Here is a 22,576-nt window from a genome sequence, read left to right as displayed (position 1 = left end):
AATGTTCCTTTTTTTCTCTCCCCTTTTCAGAGGCATTTTTTTTAAATTTTAATTATATGCACTTCTTGCATCCCATCATGAGTGTATGTGTTCATTATACTGAGTTCATTGAGTTGTAACGATCTGTTTTTTATTTTATATCTGGTCTAAGTTTTATCGTAACTATAATATATCTTTAATATTAAGCCTATTACTTGGTTATCCCCAATATTCAAATGGGGTTGATAGATTACAAATTTTTTTTCAGGGGAAAAAATGATGGATAATATAAGGGGGGGTCTGTTTGACTCAATGGATCAAAAAGCTGGTAAAAGCAATATTCGATCCATTTTTTTACGAAATCATATGAGAATTTCCTTATCTTGTGTTATTGTCTGTATATGCTTTTTTATGGCAGGATTTGGATTTGTATCTGCAGATAATATTAGTCAGGGTACAGAGGTGAATAACTCATCAATTCATTCTGGTATTAATAATGAATTATGGAGGAGTGAGCAATCAGCTTATTCTGATTCTCTATTGCATGAAACACTTCTGTCTCCGTCGATGAATAGCAATAAAACATCAAATATATCAAGTAATTTTTTATCCGACTTGGATATGCGATCTGGGACACGGTTGCCTGAATTTAAGGTGGATTGGGATAGGAGTTTAGGTGGTTCAAAAGATGAGATGACCTACTCAGCGGCACAGACTGCAGATGGTGGTTACATTGTTGCAGGATACACATATTCTGAAGATGGCGATATCAAAGAATTTTTTGGCGGATGGGATATTTGGATCGCAAAATTGGATTCTGCAAGAAACCTTGAATGGGCAAAATCTCTCGGAGGTTCCGGGGATGATTATGCGATGTCAGTTATTCAAAATAATGCGGGTGAATATCTGATTGCCGGATATACTGACTCTACAGATGGAGATATCACTACAAACCATGGTGGATTTGACTATTGGGTGATAAAACTAGATACTCATGGTAATCTCATATGGCAGAAATGTCTTGGTGGATCAAAAACGGATGAGGCAAGATCTATAAAACAGACTTCAGATGGGGGATACCTCATAGGTGGATACACCTGGTCTGATGATGGTGATGTGTCCGGACATATCGGTACATATGACTATTGGATAGTGAAATTAAATTCATCGGGAAAGATTCTCTGGAATAAGTGTCTTGGTGGGTCAAGCTGGGATTATGCTGTTTCTGCTATAGAAACTGTTGATAAGGGATACTTTATTGGAGGAGAATCTCTATCGCGAAATGGAAATGTTACAGGAAATCATGGTGGATTTGACTATTGGGTGGTGAAACTGAATAGCCAGGGTGAATTGGTCTTTGAGAAATCTCTTGGGGGATCGAAGGATGAGCTACTGAACTCTGCGATCCAGACACGTGACGGTGGATATTTGCTTATTGGGAGCACAGAATCCAATGATGGCAATGTAACTGGTAACCACGGAGGATTAGATTACTGGATTGTTAAACTTGATTCAGCAGGATTGATTGAGTGGCAGAAGTGTTTTGGTGGTTCATCTTATGAAAAGGCTTATTCAGCAGTAATGAGTCCTACCGGGGGATACGCTGTGGCAGGGTCCACTCATTCAACTGATGGTGACGTGAGCGAAAATCATGGGGCCCAAGATTACTGGCTAATTTCAATAAATTCTTTAGGAACACTGGAATGGGAAAAGTGTTTTGGAGGATCAAATTATGATTATGGTTTTAATCTCATTCTGAACACAGATCAGAGTTATTGTATCACTGGTATCTCTGAATCCATTGATGGTGATGTATCAGGAAACCATGGTTGGTGGGATTACTGGCTTGTCCAGGTAAGCGTTTGGTACTCGGTTGAATCTGCTTCAGATGAATGGTCAATTGTGTATCCCCATGGAAACCTGTCATATATTGAAGGAAGTAATGCAGCATATATTACTCAAGGGAAACCAGGTGCAATACTTGATGATGTGATAGTAAATGGAACTTCACAAGGGCCGTTATTGAACTATACCTTCCAATCTATTGCATCTAATCACTCTATTCATACATATGGTAATCCTGTAAAAGATCAAGTCCATGTAATGTTTAATATTACTCCTACTTCCGGGATGCATCCCCTGGATGTTACATTCTCTGATATGTCATTAGGAAATCCTACTTCTTGGTTTTGGCAGTTTGGTGATGGTGGAACATCAATCGAAAAAGAGCCATCTCATACGTATAGAAATCCTGGATCTTATACCGTATCACTTCAGGCTTTCAATAATCAAACCAGCGGATTTAACTCTTGTACTGGTTGCATTGAAGTAAATTAATTTTTTTCAAATTTTATCGTTGATTCAGATTTTTTAATCAAAATTGCTAATATCCGTTTCCGTAAATATAATCATCTTAAAAATGAAAGGAAATGTATGAAGGGTGTGCGGTCAGGGATGCTTTTATTATCCGTTACCATAGGATTCCTCCTTTTATCTGGTGGGGCAATATCAGTTGTTGCAGAGGATAATATTGGTTTCAGACAGAGTGAGTTTTCTAGATTCACTCCTGATTTCCCAGGATATTTTCTTGATAAAGACAAAATCATTGAAAATTAGAGTTCCCGATATTGGAAAAGATCCTTAAACTCAACAAGTCTGAATATTCGTAGTAAGTTATTAAATGATTCTACTTCCTCTCCATCCATGGCCTCTCATATACAGAGCCCGTTTATTGAACGAACCTGGCAGAGACCTCTTGGTGGAACAGATACTGACAAGGTATGGTCATCGCTCCAATCAATTGACGGGGGATTTATAATTGGTGGGTATACGTGGTCCAATGATGGTGATGTTTCCGGAAATCATGGAAAGGTAGATGCATGGATCGTTAAATTGAATGATGCCGGTACTCTTGTCTGGCAGAAATGCTATGGTGGCTCTGATTATGATGGTACCCTGTCAATAATTCAGACATCAGATGGAGGTTTTTTACTCACTGGATCCACAGGTTCCAATGATGGTGATGTATCTGGAAACCATGGTCGGGATGACTTGTGGGTAGTAAAGATTGACAGTATGGGCAATATTATCTGGCAGAAATGTCTTGGTGGCACAGATGATGAAAGTGCATCTTCAGTAGTTGAAACAAATGATGGAGGATTTTTAGTTGCCGGGAATACTCGGTCCAATGATGGAGATGTTTCTGGAAATCATGGCGAAGAAGACTTTTGGGTAGTAAAATTAGATAATACCGGTAATATCATCTGGCAAAAATGTCTTGGTGGATCTGATTATGATGAAGCGAATTCAGTATATCAGACGCACGATGGAAATTATTTAATTGGAGGAATGACTTATTCATCAGACGGAGATGTTACCAATAATCATGGTTGGAGTGATTACTGGATAGTAAAAATTGATCAATCCGGTAATATTCTTTGGGAAAAATCATTTGGCGGTTCATCGAGTGATGCTGCATTTCAAATAATAGAAACCTTTGATGAAAAATATATCGTTGCTGGAGGCTCACTTTCGACTGATGGTGATGTCACATCTAATCATGGTTTTGTTGATTACTGGCTTGTGAAATTGGACTCTGATGGTTCAATAATTTGGGATAAATCTTTTGGAGGAACTTCATTAGATGTTCCTATGTCAATTATTCAAACGTTTGATAAAGGATTTCTAGTTTGTGGGTATACTATGTCCAATGATGATGATGTCTCAGGAAACCATGGTTCGAGTGATTACTGGATAATAAAGCTTGATAATTACGGAAACCTTCTCTGGCAGGAATGCTTGGGAGGTTCATATTATGATGATGCATATAGTATAACACCTTTATCAGATGGAAGATATCTGATTGCAGGAGATACCTCTTCCAATGATGGTGATGTTTCCGGAAATCATGGGTGGGAAGACTTCTGGGTAGTAATGGTAACTCCTCTCCACACGATAGAATCATCATCTGATTCATGGTCGGTAGTTCATCCATATGGGAATCAGTCGTATATCGAAAATTCAGATGCCAATTATTTGACTCAGGGAAAACCAGGTGCAATACTTGATGATGTGATAGTAAATGGAACTTCACAAGGGCCGTTATTGAACTATACCTTTTCATCAATTGAAAAAAATCACACAATAAGCACGAATGGAAGTCCCATACCCGGCCAGATTCATGCTATGTTTCAAATTTCTAATCCTATCGGGACGAATCCATTAAATGTAATTTTTATTGATTTATCGGTGGGAAACCCTACTTCCTGGGAGTGGCAGTTTGGAGATGGTTCGATATCTTATAAGCAAAATCCGGAACATGAATATAAAGTTCCGGGAACCTATACTGTAAGTCTTCGTGCCTTTAATGAAAAAACCGGAGGTTATACTGTTTGTAATGGGTGTGTAACGGTGAATCCATGATAAAAAAAAAGGGATGGATTGTGCTGTTGATAAGCTTCTTCGCATTTATCTCCTTAAATGGAAGTGCTACACCACTCTATCCGGAGTATGTAGTTCAGGCAGATGGAACTGAACTCATTCCCGGTCATAGTGGACCTGATTATATTTTTTCTGGAACATATGAAAACGGTCACATTATCATTTCCGGAGCTGGTTCATATGTTCTTTCAGATAATCTGGCATATTCCGGTTCTGATGCTGCAATAATTATAAATGGCTCGGATATTCATTTGAATGGAAATGAGCCTGAATTATCCGGAAATGACGGTACAGGTATTATATCCAACTCACATGCAGCTTATGCAAGGGTGGAAAATTTCACTTCTATTTCCGGATTTGAAACCGGAATGATATTATATGGTAATTATTGTGATGTTATAAAAAATAATGTCAGCTTCAATTCCGGCAATGGAGTTTATGTAAAGGGGAATAATAATACAATATCTAACAATATTATCAAAGGAAATACATATTCTGGAATCAACACAACAAGTATTTATCACATCTTTTCTGATAACCTGATTGCAGATAATGGACGAAACGGGATTAATAGTCAGGATTTTGTTGAAATAACAGGAAATGAAATTTTCGGAAATGGAAGAGATGGCGTTTTAGTATGGAATAATGCAACGGTTTCTGATAATATTATCTCTCATAATATCAGGTATGGAATTAAAGCAACAAACTATGTGGATTTTTTCTCTAATTTAGTTGAATCAAATGGTAATGATGGCATATCAACGGGGAGATTTTCGACGATTCATGGTAATACTGTCTTAAATAATAAAGGTTCAGGAATTTTTACCGGCCATACAACTACTCTTGCAGATAATGTTGTTTCAGGTAATCAGAAATATGGTATCTGGTTAGGCAATATGGTCAGTGTAAAAAATTGTACCATATACAATAATCAATATGGCGGTTTAATTGCAGGAAATAATGCGGATGTCAGAGATAATAATGTATTTGAAAACCAGGGGATAGGCATAGATCTTTCGAATTTTGTGACTATTATTAATAATTCTGTTAGTAATAATCTATATTCTGGTATATTCACACTCCGTTCATCAGAAATTCACAATAATACTATTACCCATAATGGTGATTGTGGAATTAATGGATGGGGTAATTCAAACATTTCAAAAAATTTCATTGATGATAATTGGATTGGTATTTATCTTCCGGATAATAGTGTGAATATTCATGTGAATCAAAATCAGATCCTGTCTTCTGGTGATTGCGGCATTTTTATTGATTCAGGTGGATGGGATGAGGGTTCGGGCTTTATTTATGATAATTATCTCGGTAATTTAGTGAATATTGGAGGCTCCGGGACGTTATCATATTATGGTTGGACAAATCCCAAAGGGCCAGAACCGGGATTGAACATTATTAATGGACCGAATATTGCTGGAAATTACTGGAGTAACTTGACGAGAAGTGGCTGGTCTGACTTGCAGGAACCTATAAAAGAGGGATATTCGTCGACTTCGTATGAATTAATTCCTAACTCCGGTGTTTATGATATTGCTCCTCTTGTCCGGAGCCTCTATGACATATCTGCTTCGGGTGATGCCTGGACATATCCTTCACCATCAGGTGAAGTATTAGCACCTCGTTTTTCAAACGCATCATTCTTAAATTTTGCAAAACCTGGTGCCGAATTGGAAAATATTACCGTAGATCATGATTGGAAAGGTCCGATTTTAAATTGGACATTTTTTGATGTTGACGGTAATCATGAGATTCAGACAATTGGAAGTCCAATTCCGGGACAAATTCATACACGATTTGATATGTTTCCAAAGAATGGTAATCCTCCCCAGAAAGTACAGTTTATTGATTTATCTGTTGGGGATCCAACCTCCTGGTACTGGCAGTTTGGCGACGGGGAGAGTTCGACTGAAAAGGATCCGGTTCACCAGTATACCAATCCGGGAACGTTTACGGTCTCACTCCGTGTATATAATGATGGAACCGGAGGGTATTCAGTCTGTAATAATTGTATTACAGTTCAATAGGAATATGATGCATAGAATTGGATGTGTAAAATTTTCACTCATATTGATTTTAGAATCTTGTCCATAATATTAAAAAAACCATTTTTCTCCGTAATAATTTGTTCAGAGATTGATATTCTGATATGTGATAGATAATATAATAATGTAATACATAGAAGAAAAAGTATGGATGGGGTACATTCAGGACTTTTCAAAATAATAACCTGTGTGGGTTTTGTTCTTCTTCTTGGAGGGTTCATTCCGGTAATGGCTGAAGAACAACTCCCCCTGGAGAGCAGGATGTTCGATTCAGGAGGCAAAAATTTACTCTTTTTTGAAGAAAGAGATGGTAACCTCTCCCGGGAGAGGTTCCACCCCGAAATGAGTTATAATTTTTCAAAATTGAGGAATCAACAAATAAATCCTGATATATTCTCTGCAGCAGGTATCCCGGTTGTTGAACGCACCTGGCAGAGGTCATTGGGTGGAACAGATACTGATGGGGTCTGGTCAGTTCTTCAGACTGCTGATAATGGGTATCTCATTGGGGGGTACACATATTCAACGGATGGTGATGTCAATGGGAATCATGGATGGGACGATGCATGGATTGTAAAACTGAACCCTTCGGGAATACTATTGTGGCAAAAATGCTTTGGTGGCTCGGATTTTGATAGTGCACGTTCCACCATCCAGACATCTGATGGTGGATATCTGATTACCGGATTTGCTGATTCAAATGATGGCGATGTTTCTGGTAACCATGGCTGGTCCGACATGTGGGCTTTGAAAACTGATTCATCTGGGAATATTATCTGGCAGAAATGCCTGGGAGGAACAGATGATGAAAGTTCACGCTCTGTAATTGAAACCTCTGACGGCGGTTATCTGCTTGCGGGATATACCTGGTCAGACGATGGCGATGTTTCAGGTAATCATGGAGACAGTGATTTCTGGATAGTTAAAATTGATATTTCCGGCAATTTACTCTGGCAAAAATGTTTCGGGGGTTCAGATTATGACCATGCATATTCGGGCCTTGAGACATCAGACGGTGGGTATCTTGTTGCCGGATATACGTATTCAAATGATGGAAATGTCTCCGGAAATCATGGAAACAGTGATTACTGGGTAGTTAAAACCGATATCGCTGGTAATCTTGTCTGGCAGAAGTGTTTTGGTGGTTCAGATTTTGATTATGCACATTCTGTAATTGAAACATCAGACGGTGGGTATCTTGTTGCCGGATATTCGTATTCAAATGATGGAAATGTCTCCGTAAATCAAGGCTACAGTGATTACTGGGTGATTAAACTTGATATTTCCGGCAATTTGCTCTGGGAGAAGAGTCTTGGAGGTTCAGATGATGATCAATCATATTCTGTCATTCAGACTTCTGATGGGGGATACATGGTGGCCGGGTACTCGTTTTCGACTGATGGTGATGTCTCCGGAAATCATGGTGAAACTGATTACTGGATTGTTAAACTTGATAGTACTGGTGATGTTATCTGGCAGGATTGTCTGGGAGGTTCTGATTATGATGATGCATATGGTTTAACACCTTTACCAGATGGAAGATATCTGATTGCAGGAGATTCCCTTTCCAATGATGGTGATGTTTCCGGAAATCATGGGTGGGAAGATTTCTGGGTAGTAATGGTAACTCCTCTCCATACGATAGAATCTTCATCAGATGAATGGTCGCTAGTTCATCCATATGGAAATCAATCGTATATTGAATATTCAGATGCGAATTATTTGACTCAGGCAAAACCAGGTGCAATACTTGATGATGTGATAGTTAATGGAACTTCACAAGGGCCGCTATTAAACTATACCTTTTCATCAATAGAAAAAAATCACACCATAAGTACAAATGGAAGTCCTATCCCTGGGCAGGTTCATGTGATGTTTAATTTTACCCCGGAATCCGGAAATTGCCCACTCCCTGTTCAGTTTTATGATCTCTCTGTTGGTAACCCAACTTCCTGGTATTGGCAGTTTGGCGATGGTGAAACGTCTAATGAGCAAAATCCAAACCATGAATATAAAATCCCTGGTCTATATACCATCTCTCTGAGGGAGGATAATGGTCATACTACTGGGTATGCAGTATGCACAGATTGTATTCATGCAATCTGATTTTTTTAAATCCAAGAATTTTATTGATTTTTTTTCTTATAGTATCATTGACATAAGATCAGTTAATATAAATATGCCTTTTTTAAAAAAACGATCTGTTTTGTATTATTCGTAAAATTAACGATTTTAAAAGTCATTACTCGTTTTGGTTAATAAATGGTTTTCATTTATCGATTATATGGGCGCATAGTATGATTCTTTAGATCTTTCTGTTTTAAATCTCAATTGAGATAATTATGTTCAATAATAATGACGGATCACTATTGATTATAAAAATAATAGAGAGGAATCTTTTTTTTTAATAATAAAAAAAATATTAAAGTTCTTTTCTGATTATGTAATTTTTATTGCATTTTTACAATAATTATCTTTATGCAATTTCCTATATATCCCGTAATCTATATAACAGATCCAATAATTACTATTATTATCCTGATCAAAGGATTGGTACAATATTGAGGTGGGGTTATTATGTTAGAAAAGGATAAGGGAAATTCGTTTCTTAAGACATATTTTCTAAGAAAAATTTTCATATTTGGGGTGTTTCTTTCACTTTTGATGATTACTGTCCCTGGATTGGCTGTGTTAAATCCATCATTTTATGGGATGAATCAGGCTAATATGACTCTTGTTGGTGATAATAATACCTTAGCAAAAGGGGATTATTTGTATCTGTTTGATACCACAACAGTAGTATCAGATAATATTACTGGTTATACATGGAATGTTGATGTGAATCCATCTGGCTCGATTTCCGGCCCGACTACATCTTCAAAAAAGAATCCTGTGTTTGGACCATTTACAGGTGCGGCTGATCTCACGGTAGATCTCATTGTTGATAATGATACAGGATTACAGCCACCAGTTAAGAAAGAATACTATGTTGTCGATAATTACTCTCATATCAGACCGAGCTATTCGGTGAAAGCAGATTATAGGAATGTTTCGGCAGAATATCCCAAAGGGACTCTAACTTTCAATGATACTTCTGCTGTATTTGGTTTTCCGATGAATGAAACGGTGAATTGGTGGTGGCAGACAACAAATGACTCTGGTGTTTCCAAAAATGCATCTGCTCGTAATAATTTTACGGTTAGTTTGAGCGGGTCATCCCAATATTCTGTAAATTTAACTGTGAAGGATAACAAAGGAAATCTGGCTTCTATTCTTGGGCATGTGGGAATACCCCCTGATGATGTAGGACTCGTTCCGAATATTGTTGCTGTCCCAATGCGTGGAACCGTTCCATTGAATGTTAGTTTTATCGATCTCTCTATGTATTATCTTCCTGTGCGGGATAATTTGATATGGAATTGGGATTTTGATGTTGAAGAAGTAGATCCGGAAACACCACATACATCATCAGATCAGAATCCAGTCCATGAATATATCAAACCTGGAACCTATTATGTAAGTTTTGAAATTTCTGACGGTTTCTCAAGAGCGAGCACAACCATTGGCCCAATTCAGGTATTATCTCCATCAGTAGATTTTGCTGTAAGCCCAACGCGGGGAGAAATTCCATTCAATGTTACGGTGATTTCACAGGCAACCGGGTTGAATGATACTCCATTATATGAGTGGAATTTTGGGAATGGGACTGTTATTACTACAGATACGCCATCATATGTTTATACATATAATCCTGCAATTATTGATCCAACAATAACCAAAAATTATACGATTAGCCATCGTGTTTTTTCTGATGGTGATGTATTCGCAGCATCAAATACGCAAAATGTAACCATATTTGCGCAAAACCCTCCCCGTGCACGATTTACAGCATATCCACGTGATGGTCAGGCACCACTTAATGTCTCATTTATTGACCAGTCTGAAGGAAGAGAACCGTTCCGATATGAATGGTATTTTGGAGATAATACTCCGAAAGTATATGAGCAGAATCCGATCCATGTTTATAATAATCCTGGCGTGTATGATGTTACATTGATGATCCGTGCGCAAAATGGGAATGATATTATTAACCAGACCGATATAATTCGCGTTACAGATTATCCAATACCTAATGTTTCATTCAGTATGGCACCAATTGAAGGATATGCACCTTTAAAAGTATCTTTCATTGATCAGACTTGTCATAGAAATTGTTCGTTTAGGTATTTGTGGGAATTTGGTGATGGTAATACATCGATCTTAAAGAATCCTGTTTGGGAATATGTCACTCCGGGTAGTTATACCGTGAATCTTACGGTAACTGATGAATGGGGAGTTAGTGGAAATACTATAGGTGGTGTAGATGTCAAAGTTTTAGATCCGAATCTTCGTTATGGACTATTAGTAGCAAATTTTAACGCACTAATAACCCGTGGGATTGCTCCATTAGAAGTACATTTCATTGATGAGTCTACAGGGAAACCCATTGGATGGAAATGGGATTTTGGAGATAACACTGAATCATATGATCAAAGCCCAAATCATACTTTTACTCAACCGGGTGTTTATAATGTGACTTTGAAGGTTTATAATCAGACTTCAGATGCATCAAAAATTACCAAAAATGAATATATTACTGCAATCTCTTCAAAAATCGATGCGCTGTTTAATTATCATTATATTAATAATCAGAAAGGAAGGCAAATTCAATTTTTTGATCGATCAAAAGGGGTAGGTATCAATGAATGGAATTGGGATTTTGGAGATGGCACATTTTCTACGAATCAAAATCCTATCCATTTATTTTCCACAAGTGGATCTTTCAATGTTAAGTTGGTAGTCTCAAATGGATATTGCAGTGGAACGTATACTTATGTAGTAAATGTTTAGTGATAATTAATTAATTGATAATTTTTTTTGTGAATTGAATGAATATAGATATATTTATATAATATTCATTATATAGCAAATACTATTGTCAATGGATAGTGGTTCATTATAGGTGAACTAGAGATAATTATTGAAACAAGGAGTATGCTTAATCAATTAAGGGGGATATGGTGAAAAAAATGGTATTTGATGGGTTGAAAATTAAGGATGGGGTAAATTTTTTAATATTTATCGGAATTTTTCTCGCTCTATTAACAATGGTTGTATCAGCTGAAATTTCGATAAATGGTCCTTCTTCTGTTTTAAGGGGAAATGAATCGTTTGAAATTAAAATTAATGAAACTTCGCAGCCAACAGAACCTTATTATTTTGGACTTGTTATCAGCCCTCAAGTAATGACGGGAGATATCGGTGATAGACCTCCATTTATAGTTCAAAATTCGTACACTAATTTTTCATTAAATTCTTGGAATGCGTATTATATACCAGTGCAGGATAAAAATGAACAATTTTGGGAGATAGTTCCAAATGGAATAACATATCCGTCCAATAGTACTTGCTGGATTGTTCCATGGGGTGGAACTCATTATATGACTGAATTGGATCCAAATAAATGGTATGAACCGACTCCTGGGAATTGGATGTATCCTTTAACTATTGGATTAAATTATGGAGACTATTATCCTACTGTGAAGACTGGTGAATATAAATTCCATATTCAAAAATCTAGTGCACAATCCCTAACGTCGGCTAAACCAAAAATTGATTACTCTGATTATAAGGTTCAAATTTCTCCAGGTGAATTAAGTTTGAGACTTTTGAATTATTATAAATTTCATCAAGATCCACAGGAGATAGAAGAAATTCAGGAGGTTTCGAGAGGTCAAAGAGTTCACTTGAATGGTACAAATACTGATAGCAATGCCACTTATCTATGGTTAATGGGAGAAGGACTTCCAAAATGTGGATCTAAATTGGATGTTTTATCTCTACCAATGAAATCTAATGAACCTACTAAAGTTGAGGTATTTAAGCAGAATTGGGATTATGATTGGGATATTCCAAATACTGTAATAAGTCAGGGTAAGTACACCATTTATGCCTCTTCAGTGAATCCTGAAGAGATCCTCAAAGAATTCTATAATCGCCCTTCTGAATGTGGATCACCATGCAAGTCTATTGAAAAAGGATTATGTGCATTACAGGATTGTTCTGTATGTGGGGCAATAATCCAGAAAAAAGATATTATAATTACTGATTTGCCTGCTGAGATTAATCGAATTGGGAAAATAGAACCCTGTTGCTGTCCTGGTTATCCATGTGGATATACTTCTTCATTAGTTAATATTAATATGAGCGGAATATTTGGTGATTCGAGAACACCCATGCAAATATGGATGTTTGGTAATAACCAAATATATGACCGAAATTATCTTTTTAACGATAGTTTCAAAACATTCCTTGACAAAGATGGCTCTTTCCAATTGGACATTTATGAGTACTTATTAAAACCAAATGATTTAAACCTCTGTGATTTAGATAATGGTGAATATTATTTGTTGGTCCAATTACCGGGGCAAACTAATATCACAAGACAAAGATTTGATATTACTGTTGAAAATTCTACTGAATACTGGAGAATTAAAAATATTGAATCAAGTGTTATATTGCCGAAAAATATCACAAAAGACAGTCTTTTTGTTGTAAAAGCAGATCCTATATATTGGTCACGTGCTTTCCCTATTGAAGGCCCTGGTGCCTATGCTGGAAAGAAAGCTATGGATGCTCTCGTCTCAGAGTTAAGTCAAAGTTGGGTAGAAGATAGGTTTATTACTACTTCCTTCTTCCTTGAACCTATTCGCTGCAAACAGGATTCTGTGAGTTTTACTGCAAATCAATTGGAAGGAAATGTTCCATTAACTGTTCAGTTCTTTGACAATTCCACATTTAATGGAACAGGTTTTCTATGGGATTTTGGGGATGGTACAACCTCAAATGAAAGAAATCCGAACCACGTTTATAATAAAACTGGAATCTTTGATGTAACGTTTACGGTGAATGGAACAGGCACTGATGGTAAAGAAAAGAATCCTTTAAGAAAATATAATTATATTATTGTAAAAGAGATTTCCCCACAATTTTATGATCCAGTTGCAGATTTTACCTATGCAAAATTAGATAATGAACCTTTAACAATTAGGTTTATAGATCAAAGTTACGGATCTACCCCGTTGACTTACTTATGGTCATTTGGTAATAATTCTATGTCCACTGAAAAGTCACCACAACATACCTTCCCTTCAGTTGGAAAATATGCAGTGAATTTGACAGTAACTGATCAATATGCGAAATCAAATTGGACATCAAGAGTAGTTCCTGTACCGCCAATGAATTCACCTGTAGCCAATTTTGAGTATAATTTAAACAGTGTAAATCCTCTCCAGGTTCAATTTAATGATTTATCATTAGGTGATATAAGCTCATGGCAATGGTCATTTGGAGATGGAACTGGTTCTTCAACTCAAAGTCCAACACATTTGTATAATGATTATGGAAGTTATGATGTCACATTGACTGCAGGGAACCGGCTGGGATCAAATTCTATAACCCTAAAGTTAAATATAGATAACCCTCTTGTAACAGCGGGTTTCAAATGGACAAATATTGGAAATAGAACTGTTAGGTTTACTGATACGTCTCAAGGAAAAATCTCAAATTGGACTTTAGAGTTTGGTGATGGTAATATTCAAAATTTTGTTCAAAATTGGAATGTTTACGATCACAAATATTCACAGTTAGGTAATTATTATGCAAAATTAACTGTAGAAAATGAATATAATAAGGATACGTATTCAAATCAAATAATGCTCTATAGAAATGATGGTTCAAATCCTATTTAACATTGGATTAATACCAATACGCTATTTTTATCACGGTTTTTCTATCATTAGTTTAATATCAGAATAATTAGGATTTTTCTTTCTTTTATATAGAAACTGTTGCATAACTAAAATGTCGTTTCCCCAAGAGAACAATTTCCATCCTAGTGGGACCAAAATTGCTAATGAAATTTCTGGATTTTGACTCATTGCACTAACTGTTTAGGTTTTTGCAACAGCCTCGATAATTAATTTAATTAAATAGCACTAAAATTAACTATTTTTTAATATGGTATCTTATTTAAGGGTTATTTGTGTGCAGTGAATTTTTTTAATTGAATGGTTTTTGAATAATAATAGAAATATTTATATTGGTAATAATATATATGATGTATATTATCACGAAACGGGGGCATAAAGCGTTAACTGTTCTGTTAGTGAAGGAGAAAATTAGGATTGCGGGTATGTGGGGGATTTGATATTCCCGTCATACCGAATCTAGTAAATTTTTGATAAACCTTCATTGGGACAGAACCGTGGGATGGAGTGGTGAGACATGAAAACAGATAACAAAAAATCTGAACGAAAAGGTATGGTCTGGCTTTTGACCCTGCTTGGCATCATTCTGGTGCTCGCAAGTCCGGTGTCAGCAGCTGGAGAGAATATTTGGGTTCCCTATGTCGAACAAGGGAAATCCGTATTTGTTGGTGAAGAGCATCTAGATATTTTAGATGCGCTGATAGATCCAAACACAGGTCAGAAAGTAACATACTTAGGATGGTGGGGAGATGATGTATTAGCTCAACCCGGAACGTCTGCAGATAAGTATATTGAAATTGCTCCTGGGAGTGAGTTGGATTATTATATTAATCCTATAGAGTATATCATGAATGGGAGGTATACTGAAGGAGCGTTTTACCTTTGTGATAGAGCAGATGGTCAACCTATTTCGTTCAATGGCAAATATGTTGTAGCATTCTACGTTGAACTACCCCATCTTGAATTGGTTGTAGCTGATGATGTGTGCCCTGATGTCAACCGGAGTGGTCAGATATTCCTCGGTACAAATCTGGACTTTAACATAAAGACCAATTTATATAAGATTCAGCAGCGTAATGCAAATCCTGCTCGGAATCTGCCAGGTGGTGCCAATGCCCATATTTTTGACATTAACGTCACTGGTGTAAATGGGAAAAATTACGATTATTTATTAGGACCGGATGCAGGAGGATGTAATTGTCCGGATTGTAATCCTAATTACCCGGCAATTGGTATCAAGGATATTGATATTCTAACCAATACACATCAGTGGAATAGATGGGATACTGATGCGATTGATCCTCAAACAGGCCTGATTTATACACCAAGCGGTGCATATTCTGTTTATTCGATCTGTTGGGCAAATAATATAATCGACAATTATTTTACAATCGGGGGAGTTCAGTCTAAATCCACAAATTTAGAATTGATTCCAGAAATAGTGACTGTTACGGTAAATCCTGGTTCAATCCTTCGAACAGAATCTGCAACTGCAACTGTTGTTGGAAAACCGAAAACGGAGTACATCATTGCTCTTATGGAATGTCCACTCAAGATGACTGGTGAGATTTGTGATCGTCCACCATGGTTTGAAAAGGATCCACTGAATACTGCGTTATTATTCGATCCTGAAGGTGGTCCATATCCAATCGGAAGTGAAATTGTCTATCCGGCATGTTGTGATGATCTGACTTTCCGAGATGTAGTACCGAAGGTATTCCATGACGGAGTGCTTTATTATGCAAGTATAACAACCGATTGTCTTGGAAGAGCGACTATAGACATTCTTGTTGATAATACAGTATGGAAAGCAGATAATAATCCAGTTTATACAGTCCATGTTCAGAAACGTGACCCTGAGTGTAATGGTGTTCATATTTTTGATGAGACTGAGTTGACTGTTAGAAAAGGTGACATATCAATACAAATCTCACAAGCTTCCGATAAGGCTAATGCTCCAATCACAGAGGCATATCTTGGAGATGTCCTTAAAATTGCTGGAGCAAATACTGACAGTTTAAGGACTTATCTCTATATGGTTGGTCCCTGTCAACCAGAATGTGGAGGAGGTTTAATTCCGATTCCATATCCACATGGTCCTATTGGTGACGGTCCTGAAATTGTGGATATCAGTCAACCACAAATCGAAGGTTTTGATTGGATGTTTACGAATAATGGTGCATTGGGACAACCAAGATTCTGGGAAACAGCGTATTTGCCAATTAATCCAGGAAACTATACTATCTATGCCATTAGCAACTGGCCACCAAACTGTCCAAACTGCCTTGATTGCGGTGGACATCCATGTACTTTCAATGAGGGAACTTGTCCTGGCTGTAATGGAAAGGTCTGTTCCATTGAAGATTGTCCGAACTGTGATGTATATGCAGTAGCAACAATTGAATTAAAGGCACCAGAGTTAACTGCAATTACCGAAGATATTGAGCGGTGTTGTTGCCCTGGATACCCCTGTGGAATTACCATCGATGGTCAACCAATTAATGTCAGTGGGTTATCTACTGGTAATCCTGAAAAAGAGTTGAATGTTTGGCTTTTTGGAAAGGGCAAGATTGGTGATACCAAGTTTATGAACATTAAAGTGCCGGTAAATTGTGATGGCACGTACAGATTTGATGTTGTAAAAGACATACTTGGATTATATGGAGAACCTCTGTGTAGAATAGATTCTGGTGTCTATGATCTGATTATCCAGGATTCGGGGTATAATCATCAGTATGATGTAATTTATGAAGACGATCTTGATCCAACTCTGTGGGCACGACCAGTGGAAGTTAATAAAAAATGGATTCTTTTAGGTCATCCTGACATTGCACCGGTTGAGAACTATACTGAAGTTAACTTAGGAAATAGCAATCCAAATAATGATTTTCTTACTCATGTTGATGAAACAGTTCGTGGTGTGATACCAGATCCTGATTCTCAAAAGTTCTACGACGACGACTGGCGGAAACTCGTTCAGGTAGAAGGCCCTGGCTATAAACTCGGCACCGAAGTCCTCTATGCTCTCATCAGGGGACTTGATGATCCAAGTGTAGATGATAACTATGTCCATGTTCAATTCACTATCAAGGACAAATCCTGTCTAGTTGGTACTGATTTCGAGGCAGATCGGACCTATGGTAATAAACCTCTGACAGTTCGGTTCACTGACAAGAGTTACCAGGCTACATCATGGAGTTGGGACTTTGGTGATGGAACTACTTCAACAGAGCAGAATCCGGTTCACACCTATACAAACGAAGGTCGTTATACAGTATCACTCATAACAAACGGTGATGCAAAAGCAAAAGCAGTTAAAAACGATTATATTCGTGTAGCAAAGGGACCAACTGCAAAGTTTACCTACACACCGGATTCAGGAATTAAAGCCGGAGAATCTGAAATTCAGTTCACAGATCTCTCAAGTGGTAATCCAACCAGTTGGATCTGGCAGTTTGGGGATGGAGCATCTTCTCCTCTACAAAGCCCGGTATATACCTATCCACGTCCTGGAGTCTACACAGTACGGCTTACAGTGAGCGATGAAAATGGTATCAGCAGTGAGAGTGCTACCCAGGAGATCACTGTTGAGGGAGAACCAGTAGGTCAGGTAACTGCAAAATTCGAAACAAAAGTCCAAGGTGGAACAAAAGTTTCGTTTATTGACCAATCATCTGGATCACCGACTTCATGGAGTTGGGACTTTGGTGATGGATCAGTATCGTCAGAGCAATTCCCTGTCTATACCTATCTGAAAGAAGGTACCTACAACGTAACGTTATCAGTATCAAATGAGATATATTCCGATACTATCTCGAAAGTAATTGGTATTCGGTAATTATTGATACATCTCATTTTTTAACAATTTTTCTTTATATTTTCTGTAATGTGGCACCTCAAAAATGGGGGCTAAATAGGAGCAATTTAAACCGACTCTTTTTCCGCGTTAATAATTTTAGCATAGTACAAAAGTAATATGATTTTGAGTATTTCTATTAGATTCACAAATAATCAGATTGACGATTTTCTTTAGAAATCGAGCGATTCTCTAAAAATTTTATATCCCGGCTGATTTTTATAGAGATACTAATATGAATACTATCTAAATCTAATTTTTTTGTTTCTGAACCGGATAATTACCAGTATAAAAAGAGTAATATGAGAAAATCGTTGATTTTCAGATACTTATGGAAATATTTATATTACAATTATTATATAGGAATTTTATTATCTACGTATGGGAGTTGAATACGCCACAGAAACTACCATGGGGTGTGATGGACAGATCGGTGAGTGCCATGCCTGTATCATTTTTGATATGGGGATGATATGAGATCTGCCTGAACGTGGGGTGTTTTCAGATGAGGGAGAAAATGAACAGATATCTACTAATGGCGACATGCATTATCCTTTTAGCATGCGTTACGATAGTGTCTGCTGAATCGTACAACAATATTGATGAAAATATTGTTTTTAAGAAGATTCAGCAAGGTCATACTATCTTCTTTGGAGAAGAAAATGTGGATGTTACCGAATGCATGGATGGCTACGAGTATGTAGTTTCATTAAATGCATTACATAATGTAACAGACCACATTCGAATACCGGATAGAGTGAATTTCTCTTTACCAACCGATAAAGAAGAAACATTCTGGTATCAGGCAGTAGGTCCTCAGGAACCGGTTATGGTAAATGGAGAACCGGTTCTTGCATTCACAACTCAAGAGCCTGTTCTTGAATTTGAAGTCTGGAATTTAAACGCTGACATGAAGGCTGATTCAAAAGTTCAGCGTGGAACATTACTCCAGTTCAAATTCTCTACAAGTACCAACCTTGAAGATATTACGAACAGAACTGATTGGATTGCTCAAAAAGAGAAAGTAGACCGGGGAGAGGCCCCGTATGAATCGCTCGGATATGTTAATGTTGGATTGACTGCTCCAGATGGACAGCGCCTTCTTGAATTAATGACTCTGGCGATGAATGATGGTTCTACCAAGATTGAGTCTACCAAGAATCTGGTTCTTGGTGCATTACCTGGTGAATCAACCACTATTAATCCGGCACCTGCATGGGTATGGCCGAAAAACTGGAATTCACAAACGGCAAATCCAAAAGGCTGGATGACCGGCTGGCGGGATGCTGGGACTGGACAGGAGACTGATTACCACTACAAGGTTGGATCATACGATGTTACAGCGGTTTGTAATGTCAACAACATGTTCAAAAACCGTGAATTGAAGAAATACACGTGGGATTCACATCAGGTTGAACTTACACCAAGATCAGTAACCGTATCTGTTACACCTCCGACTACTGGAAAAAGCCGTGACGCTCAGTTTACAGCAACCATTACCGGAATGCCAAATTCATCCTATGAGGTCTTCATTTACGACGAATGTCCGCCAAAGATCACTGGAAAGATTTGTGACAGACCTCCGTTTATCTATGGAACCCGGGATGAACTGTCAAATCAGGGAATTAAGCTTGATCCGGTTGACGGATCATATGACATTGGGAACCGAAAGGTAGTTGACTGTTGTACTGAAGGGATGCTCATCCGTCAGGCGGTCCCCTCTGGAGATGCATTCCCATCACAGGGAGACTGGGATATCTTTGAGAAAGGAACCCGGTATTATGCTGAAGTAACAACCGGACCAGATGGAACGGTGACTGTGCCTTTCTGGATTGATACCACAGTAAAACCTGGGACTTTCACCATTCAGGCACAGGATATACTCTACAATATGAGGTCTACTGCAACAATATCTGTCCCATTGGGTACGATTACTGGTGCAACGAAGGATCCGAGTGGAGCAATAAAAACTGAGTTCTTCCTTGGAGACGAAATTTGGATTGACGGAACTAATTCGGACAGCAATATGACTTATATCTGGCTGACCGGACCTGGTCTTAATCCATGTGGAGTCAATCTCTTTAGCCCTCTTGATAGTAAAGATCCTGTCAAGGCTGTTGTTTTAGATACGAAAGATGGCGTTGCCAACTATTGGCGTGTTGAACCGAACTGGGACACCGGGGCAGTTCCAATTGGAGAGGGGAAATACACGATTTGGATGGCCAGCGTTGATCCGGACTGCAGATTCTGTCAATGTGACAGTGCCGGTGAAGGTTCTTGCGGATTTGGCGACTGCTTTGGTGTTGCCTGTGAAGAAGGAGTATGTAGTCTGCTGAACTGTCCGGAGTGTGCAGCCGTAACCAGCATCGATATTACTCTGGTAAAACCCGACCTGACTGCAACAGTGAATGATACAACACGGTGTTGTTGCCCAGGATATCCCTGTGGTCAACTGGGAGGAGTTCAGGAGATCTGGGTACAGGGAAGCTCTGGAGGCAATTCATGCAAACAGCTCCAGGTCTGGCTCTTTGGGCAGAGTCAGTTTGGTCTGAAAAACTATCTGATGGCGGTAACTCCCATTTACTGCGATGGAACGTACAAGTTCGAACTGAATAAGGGACTTCTTCAGGCCAACGGTATTGATCTCTGCAGTATTGCAACAGGTAAATATGATGTAATAGTGCAGGCACCTGGTACAAACAACAACTTCGACATCCGGCTTGGAGAACCAGAAAGCACTGGTGATCGGTTTGTTTTGACCACTATGCCGACTGATGACAGCAAGCTCTTCAAGATTGAAGGAAAGGATTCTTTATATGCAGGAGTTGCTGTAAAAGCCCTGATTGATGGATTCAACCAACCAGGTATAGATGATTTGTATGCTCATGTCATCTTTGAGTTAAAAGACAAAGCTTGTGAAGGCAATGTGGACTTCACTGCAGATAAAACTCAAGGCAATGCACCACTTTCGGTACAGTTCACTGACAAATCTGTAATGAAAGGTGTAAGCTGGGCATGGACTGCAAATGGGGAACCGTTCTCAACTGAACAGAATCCAAAGAAAGTCTTTGATAAAACTGGAAAATATACCATTGAACTGACAGTTACTGATGCAGAGGGTGTCAGTAATACTGCAACCAAGGATAGTTACATCAATGTGATATCCGGACCGATTGCAGATTTCAGTTTTAATCCAGCATCACCACTGACCGGAGAAACTGTTCAGTTCTCAGATGAATCACTTGGATCCCCGGCATCTTGGGAATGGATGTTTGGAGATGGAACATCATCATCTGTGCAGAGTCCAGCTCATGTCTACTACCTCCCAGGAACCTATAACGTTACCCTGACGGTAAGCGACAAGTTTGGAAGCTCAATTGCATCTAAATCTATAACTGTTACAGGAAATCCGATATCAACAGGATTAATTGCAGATTTCACTGTTGCTCCGGCGTCAGCATATGCTGGCGACCAAGTGCAGTTCACTGACAAGTCTACTGGTGGAACACCAACTTCATGGCAATGGGAGTTTGGCGACAATTCCACATCATCACTCCAGAGTCCGGTTCATGTTTATCAAAAAGCAGGGACATACCAGGTTATCCTGAACGTTGGAGACAGTAGAGGAGTTGGAGTTCCGAAGATAGTTGATTATCTGGTAATGAATGATGCACCAGTAGCAGCTTTCTCTGCTGAACCTTTATCATCAGAGTTCTACCCGGTTCAGGTGGAATTTACTGATGAATCAACAGGTGTTGTCGACGAATGGAACTGGCAGCTTGTTCGGGAAGGACAGACTGTTGCTACCTCTTCGGAAGAAAATCCAACAATTACATTCACAATACCAGGTATTTACACCGTAACCCTGACTGTGAAGAACAATGGTGGTTCAAATTCAACAACAAAGGACAATTACATTACCATCGGAACTGGGAGCCAGTTTGTTGTTGAACAGGGATGGAACCATGTATCTGTCCCGATGGCAGTAACTGATAACTATAACACCGTTAGTAAGTTATTCAATGGAATTCAAACCGGAGGAGTTCCGTATGCAGTCTTTAACAATGCTGCAAATGAATGGGTAAATGTCACCGATGATTACCCGGTTAAGCCACTTGAAGCACTTAGGGTCTGGAAAGAAGATCCCGGGTCAATTGTGATTACTCCTGATTATACAAAAGGAGGAATATTTACCCGTGATCTCAAGACCGGCTGGAATGGTATTGGTATCATGGCAATGCAGCCGACTCCTGCCAGTGTAGCTCTTGCATCTCTGGGTGAGGCCTGGAACAAGACCCTCATGTTCAATCCATTGACTCAGCGGTGGGAGTATCCGATTATCAGAGGAGTGGATGATGATAAATTCATGTATCCAACAGTCGGGTATCTCATCGAAATGAATACTGACGGGATATTGATCGGTGGTGAGTAAG

At 38.4% G+C, this 22,576-nt stretch carries 9 protein-coding genes; all 9 read left to right on the top strand.

Features of this window, described 5'->3' with window-relative positions; all coding sequences use genetic code 11:
- The first annotated feature begins 345 nt into the window (after nucleotides 1–345).
- The 9 genes from KSK55_RS04260 (at nucleotide 346) to KSK55_RS04220 (ending at nucleotide 22,575) form a co-directional block, all read left to right on the top strand.
- Nucleotides 346–2,316 (top strand): PKD domain-containing protein, encoded by a 1,971-nt coding sequence (locus KSK55_RS04260; protein WP_218608311.1) that lies wholly within the window; start codon nucleotides 346–348, stop codon nucleotides 2,314–2,316.
- Nucleotides 2,317–2,412: 96 nt separating this feature from the next.
- A complete protein-coding gene (locus tag KSK55_RS04255; RefSeq protein WP_218608310.1) occupies nucleotides 2,413–2,595 on the top strand; it encodes a hypothetical protein in 183 nt (60 codons plus the stop codon).
- Nucleotides 2,596–2,682: 87 nt separating this feature from the next.
- A complete protein-coding gene (locus KSK55_RS04250; RefSeq protein WP_218608309.1) occupies nucleotides 2,683–4,401 on the top strand; it encodes a PKD domain-containing protein in 1,719 nt (572 codons plus the stop codon).
- Entirely contained in the window at nucleotides 4,398–6,461 is a 2,064-nt protein-coding gene (locus tag KSK55_RS04245; protein WP_218608308.1) for a right-handed parallel beta-helix repeat-containing protein, read from the top strand. Before KSK55_RS04250 ends, KSK55_RS04245 begins: the two co-directional genes overlap by 4 nt.
- Nucleotides 6,462–6,626: 165 nt before the next feature.
- Entirely contained in the window at nucleotides 6,627–8,585 is a 1,959-nt protein-coding gene (locus KSK55_RS16385; protein ID WP_256664174.1) for a PKD domain-containing protein, read from the top strand.
- 558 nt (nucleotides 8,586–9,143) lie between these two features.
- Nucleotides 9,144–11,369, top strand: a complete 2,226-nt coding sequence (locus KSK55_RS16590; protein WP_218608307.1) for a PKD domain-containing protein — start codon at nucleotides 9,144–9,146, stop codon at nucleotides 11,367–11,369.
- Between the two features lie 167 nt (nucleotides 11,370–11,536).
- Nucleotides 11,537–14,269, top strand: coding sequence for a PKD domain-containing protein (locus KSK55_RS04230; RefSeq protein ID WP_218608306.1), 2,733 nt, complete (start codon nucleotides 11,537–11,539; stop codon nucleotides 14,267–14,269).
- Nucleotides 14,270–14,804: 535 nt separating this feature from the next.
- Nucleotides 14,805–18,125 carry a PKD domain-containing protein gene (locus KSK55_RS04225; RefSeq protein ID WP_218608305.1) on the top strand — a complete coding sequence of 1,107 codons (3,321 nt, stop codon included), beginning with the start codon at nucleotides 14,805–14,807 and terminating at the stop codon, nucleotides 18,123–18,125.
- Nucleotides 18,126–18,660: 535 nt separating this feature from the next.
- A complete protein-coding gene (locus KSK55_RS04220) occupies nucleotides 18,661–22,575 on the top strand; it encodes a PKD domain-containing protein (protein WP_218608304.1) in 3,915 nt (1,304 codons plus the stop codon).
- Nucleotide 22,576 lies beyond the last annotated feature (1 nt).

The organism is Methanospirillum hungatei (assembly GCF_019263745.1).
Taxonomy (GTDB): Archaea; Halobacteriota; Methanomicrobia; order Methanomicrobiales; family Methanospirillaceae; genus Methanospirillum; species Methanospirillum purgamenti.
This window is presented reverse-complemented; position numbering and strand designations above follow the sequence as displayed.

What these genes read in the sequence shown, in the direction of transcription:
- KSK55_RS04260 (WP_218608311.1), top strand. Translation starts at nt 346, where the DNA reads ATGAGAATTTCCTTATCTTGTGTTATTGTCTGTATATGCTTTTTTATG.
- KSK55_RS04255 (WP_218608310.1), top strand. Translation starts at nt 2,413, where the DNA reads ATGAAGGGTGTGCGGTCAGGGATGCTTTTATTATCCGTTACCATAGGA.
- KSK55_RS04250 (WP_218608309.1), top strand. Translation starts at nt 2,683, where the DNA reads ATGGCCTCTCATATACAGAGCCCGTTTATTGAACGAACCTGGCAGAGA.
- KSK55_RS04245 (WP_218608308.1), top strand. Translation starts at nt 4,398, where the DNA reads ATGATAAAAAAAAAGGGATGGATTGTGCTGTTGATAAGCTTCTTCGCA.
- KSK55_RS16385 (WP_256664174.1), top strand. Translation starts at nt 6,627, where the DNA reads ATGGATGGGGTACATTCAGGACTTTTCAAAATAATAACCTGTGTGGGT.
- KSK55_RS16590 (WP_218608307.1), top strand. Translation starts at nt 9,144, where the DNA reads ATGATTACTGTCCCTGGATTGGCTGTGTTAAATCCATCATTTTATGGG.
- KSK55_RS04230 (WP_218608306.1), top strand. Translation starts at nt 11,537, where the DNA reads ATGGTGAAAAAAATGGTATTTGATGGGTTGAAAATTAAGGATGGGGTA.
- KSK55_RS04225 (WP_218608305.1), top strand. Translation starts at nt 14,805, where the DNA reads ATGAAAACAGATAACAAAAAATCTGAACGAAAAGGTATGGTCTGGCTT.
- KSK55_RS04220 (WP_218608304.1), top strand. Translation starts at nt 18,661, where the DNA reads ATGAACAGATATCTACTAATGGCGACATGCATTATCCTTTTAGCATGC.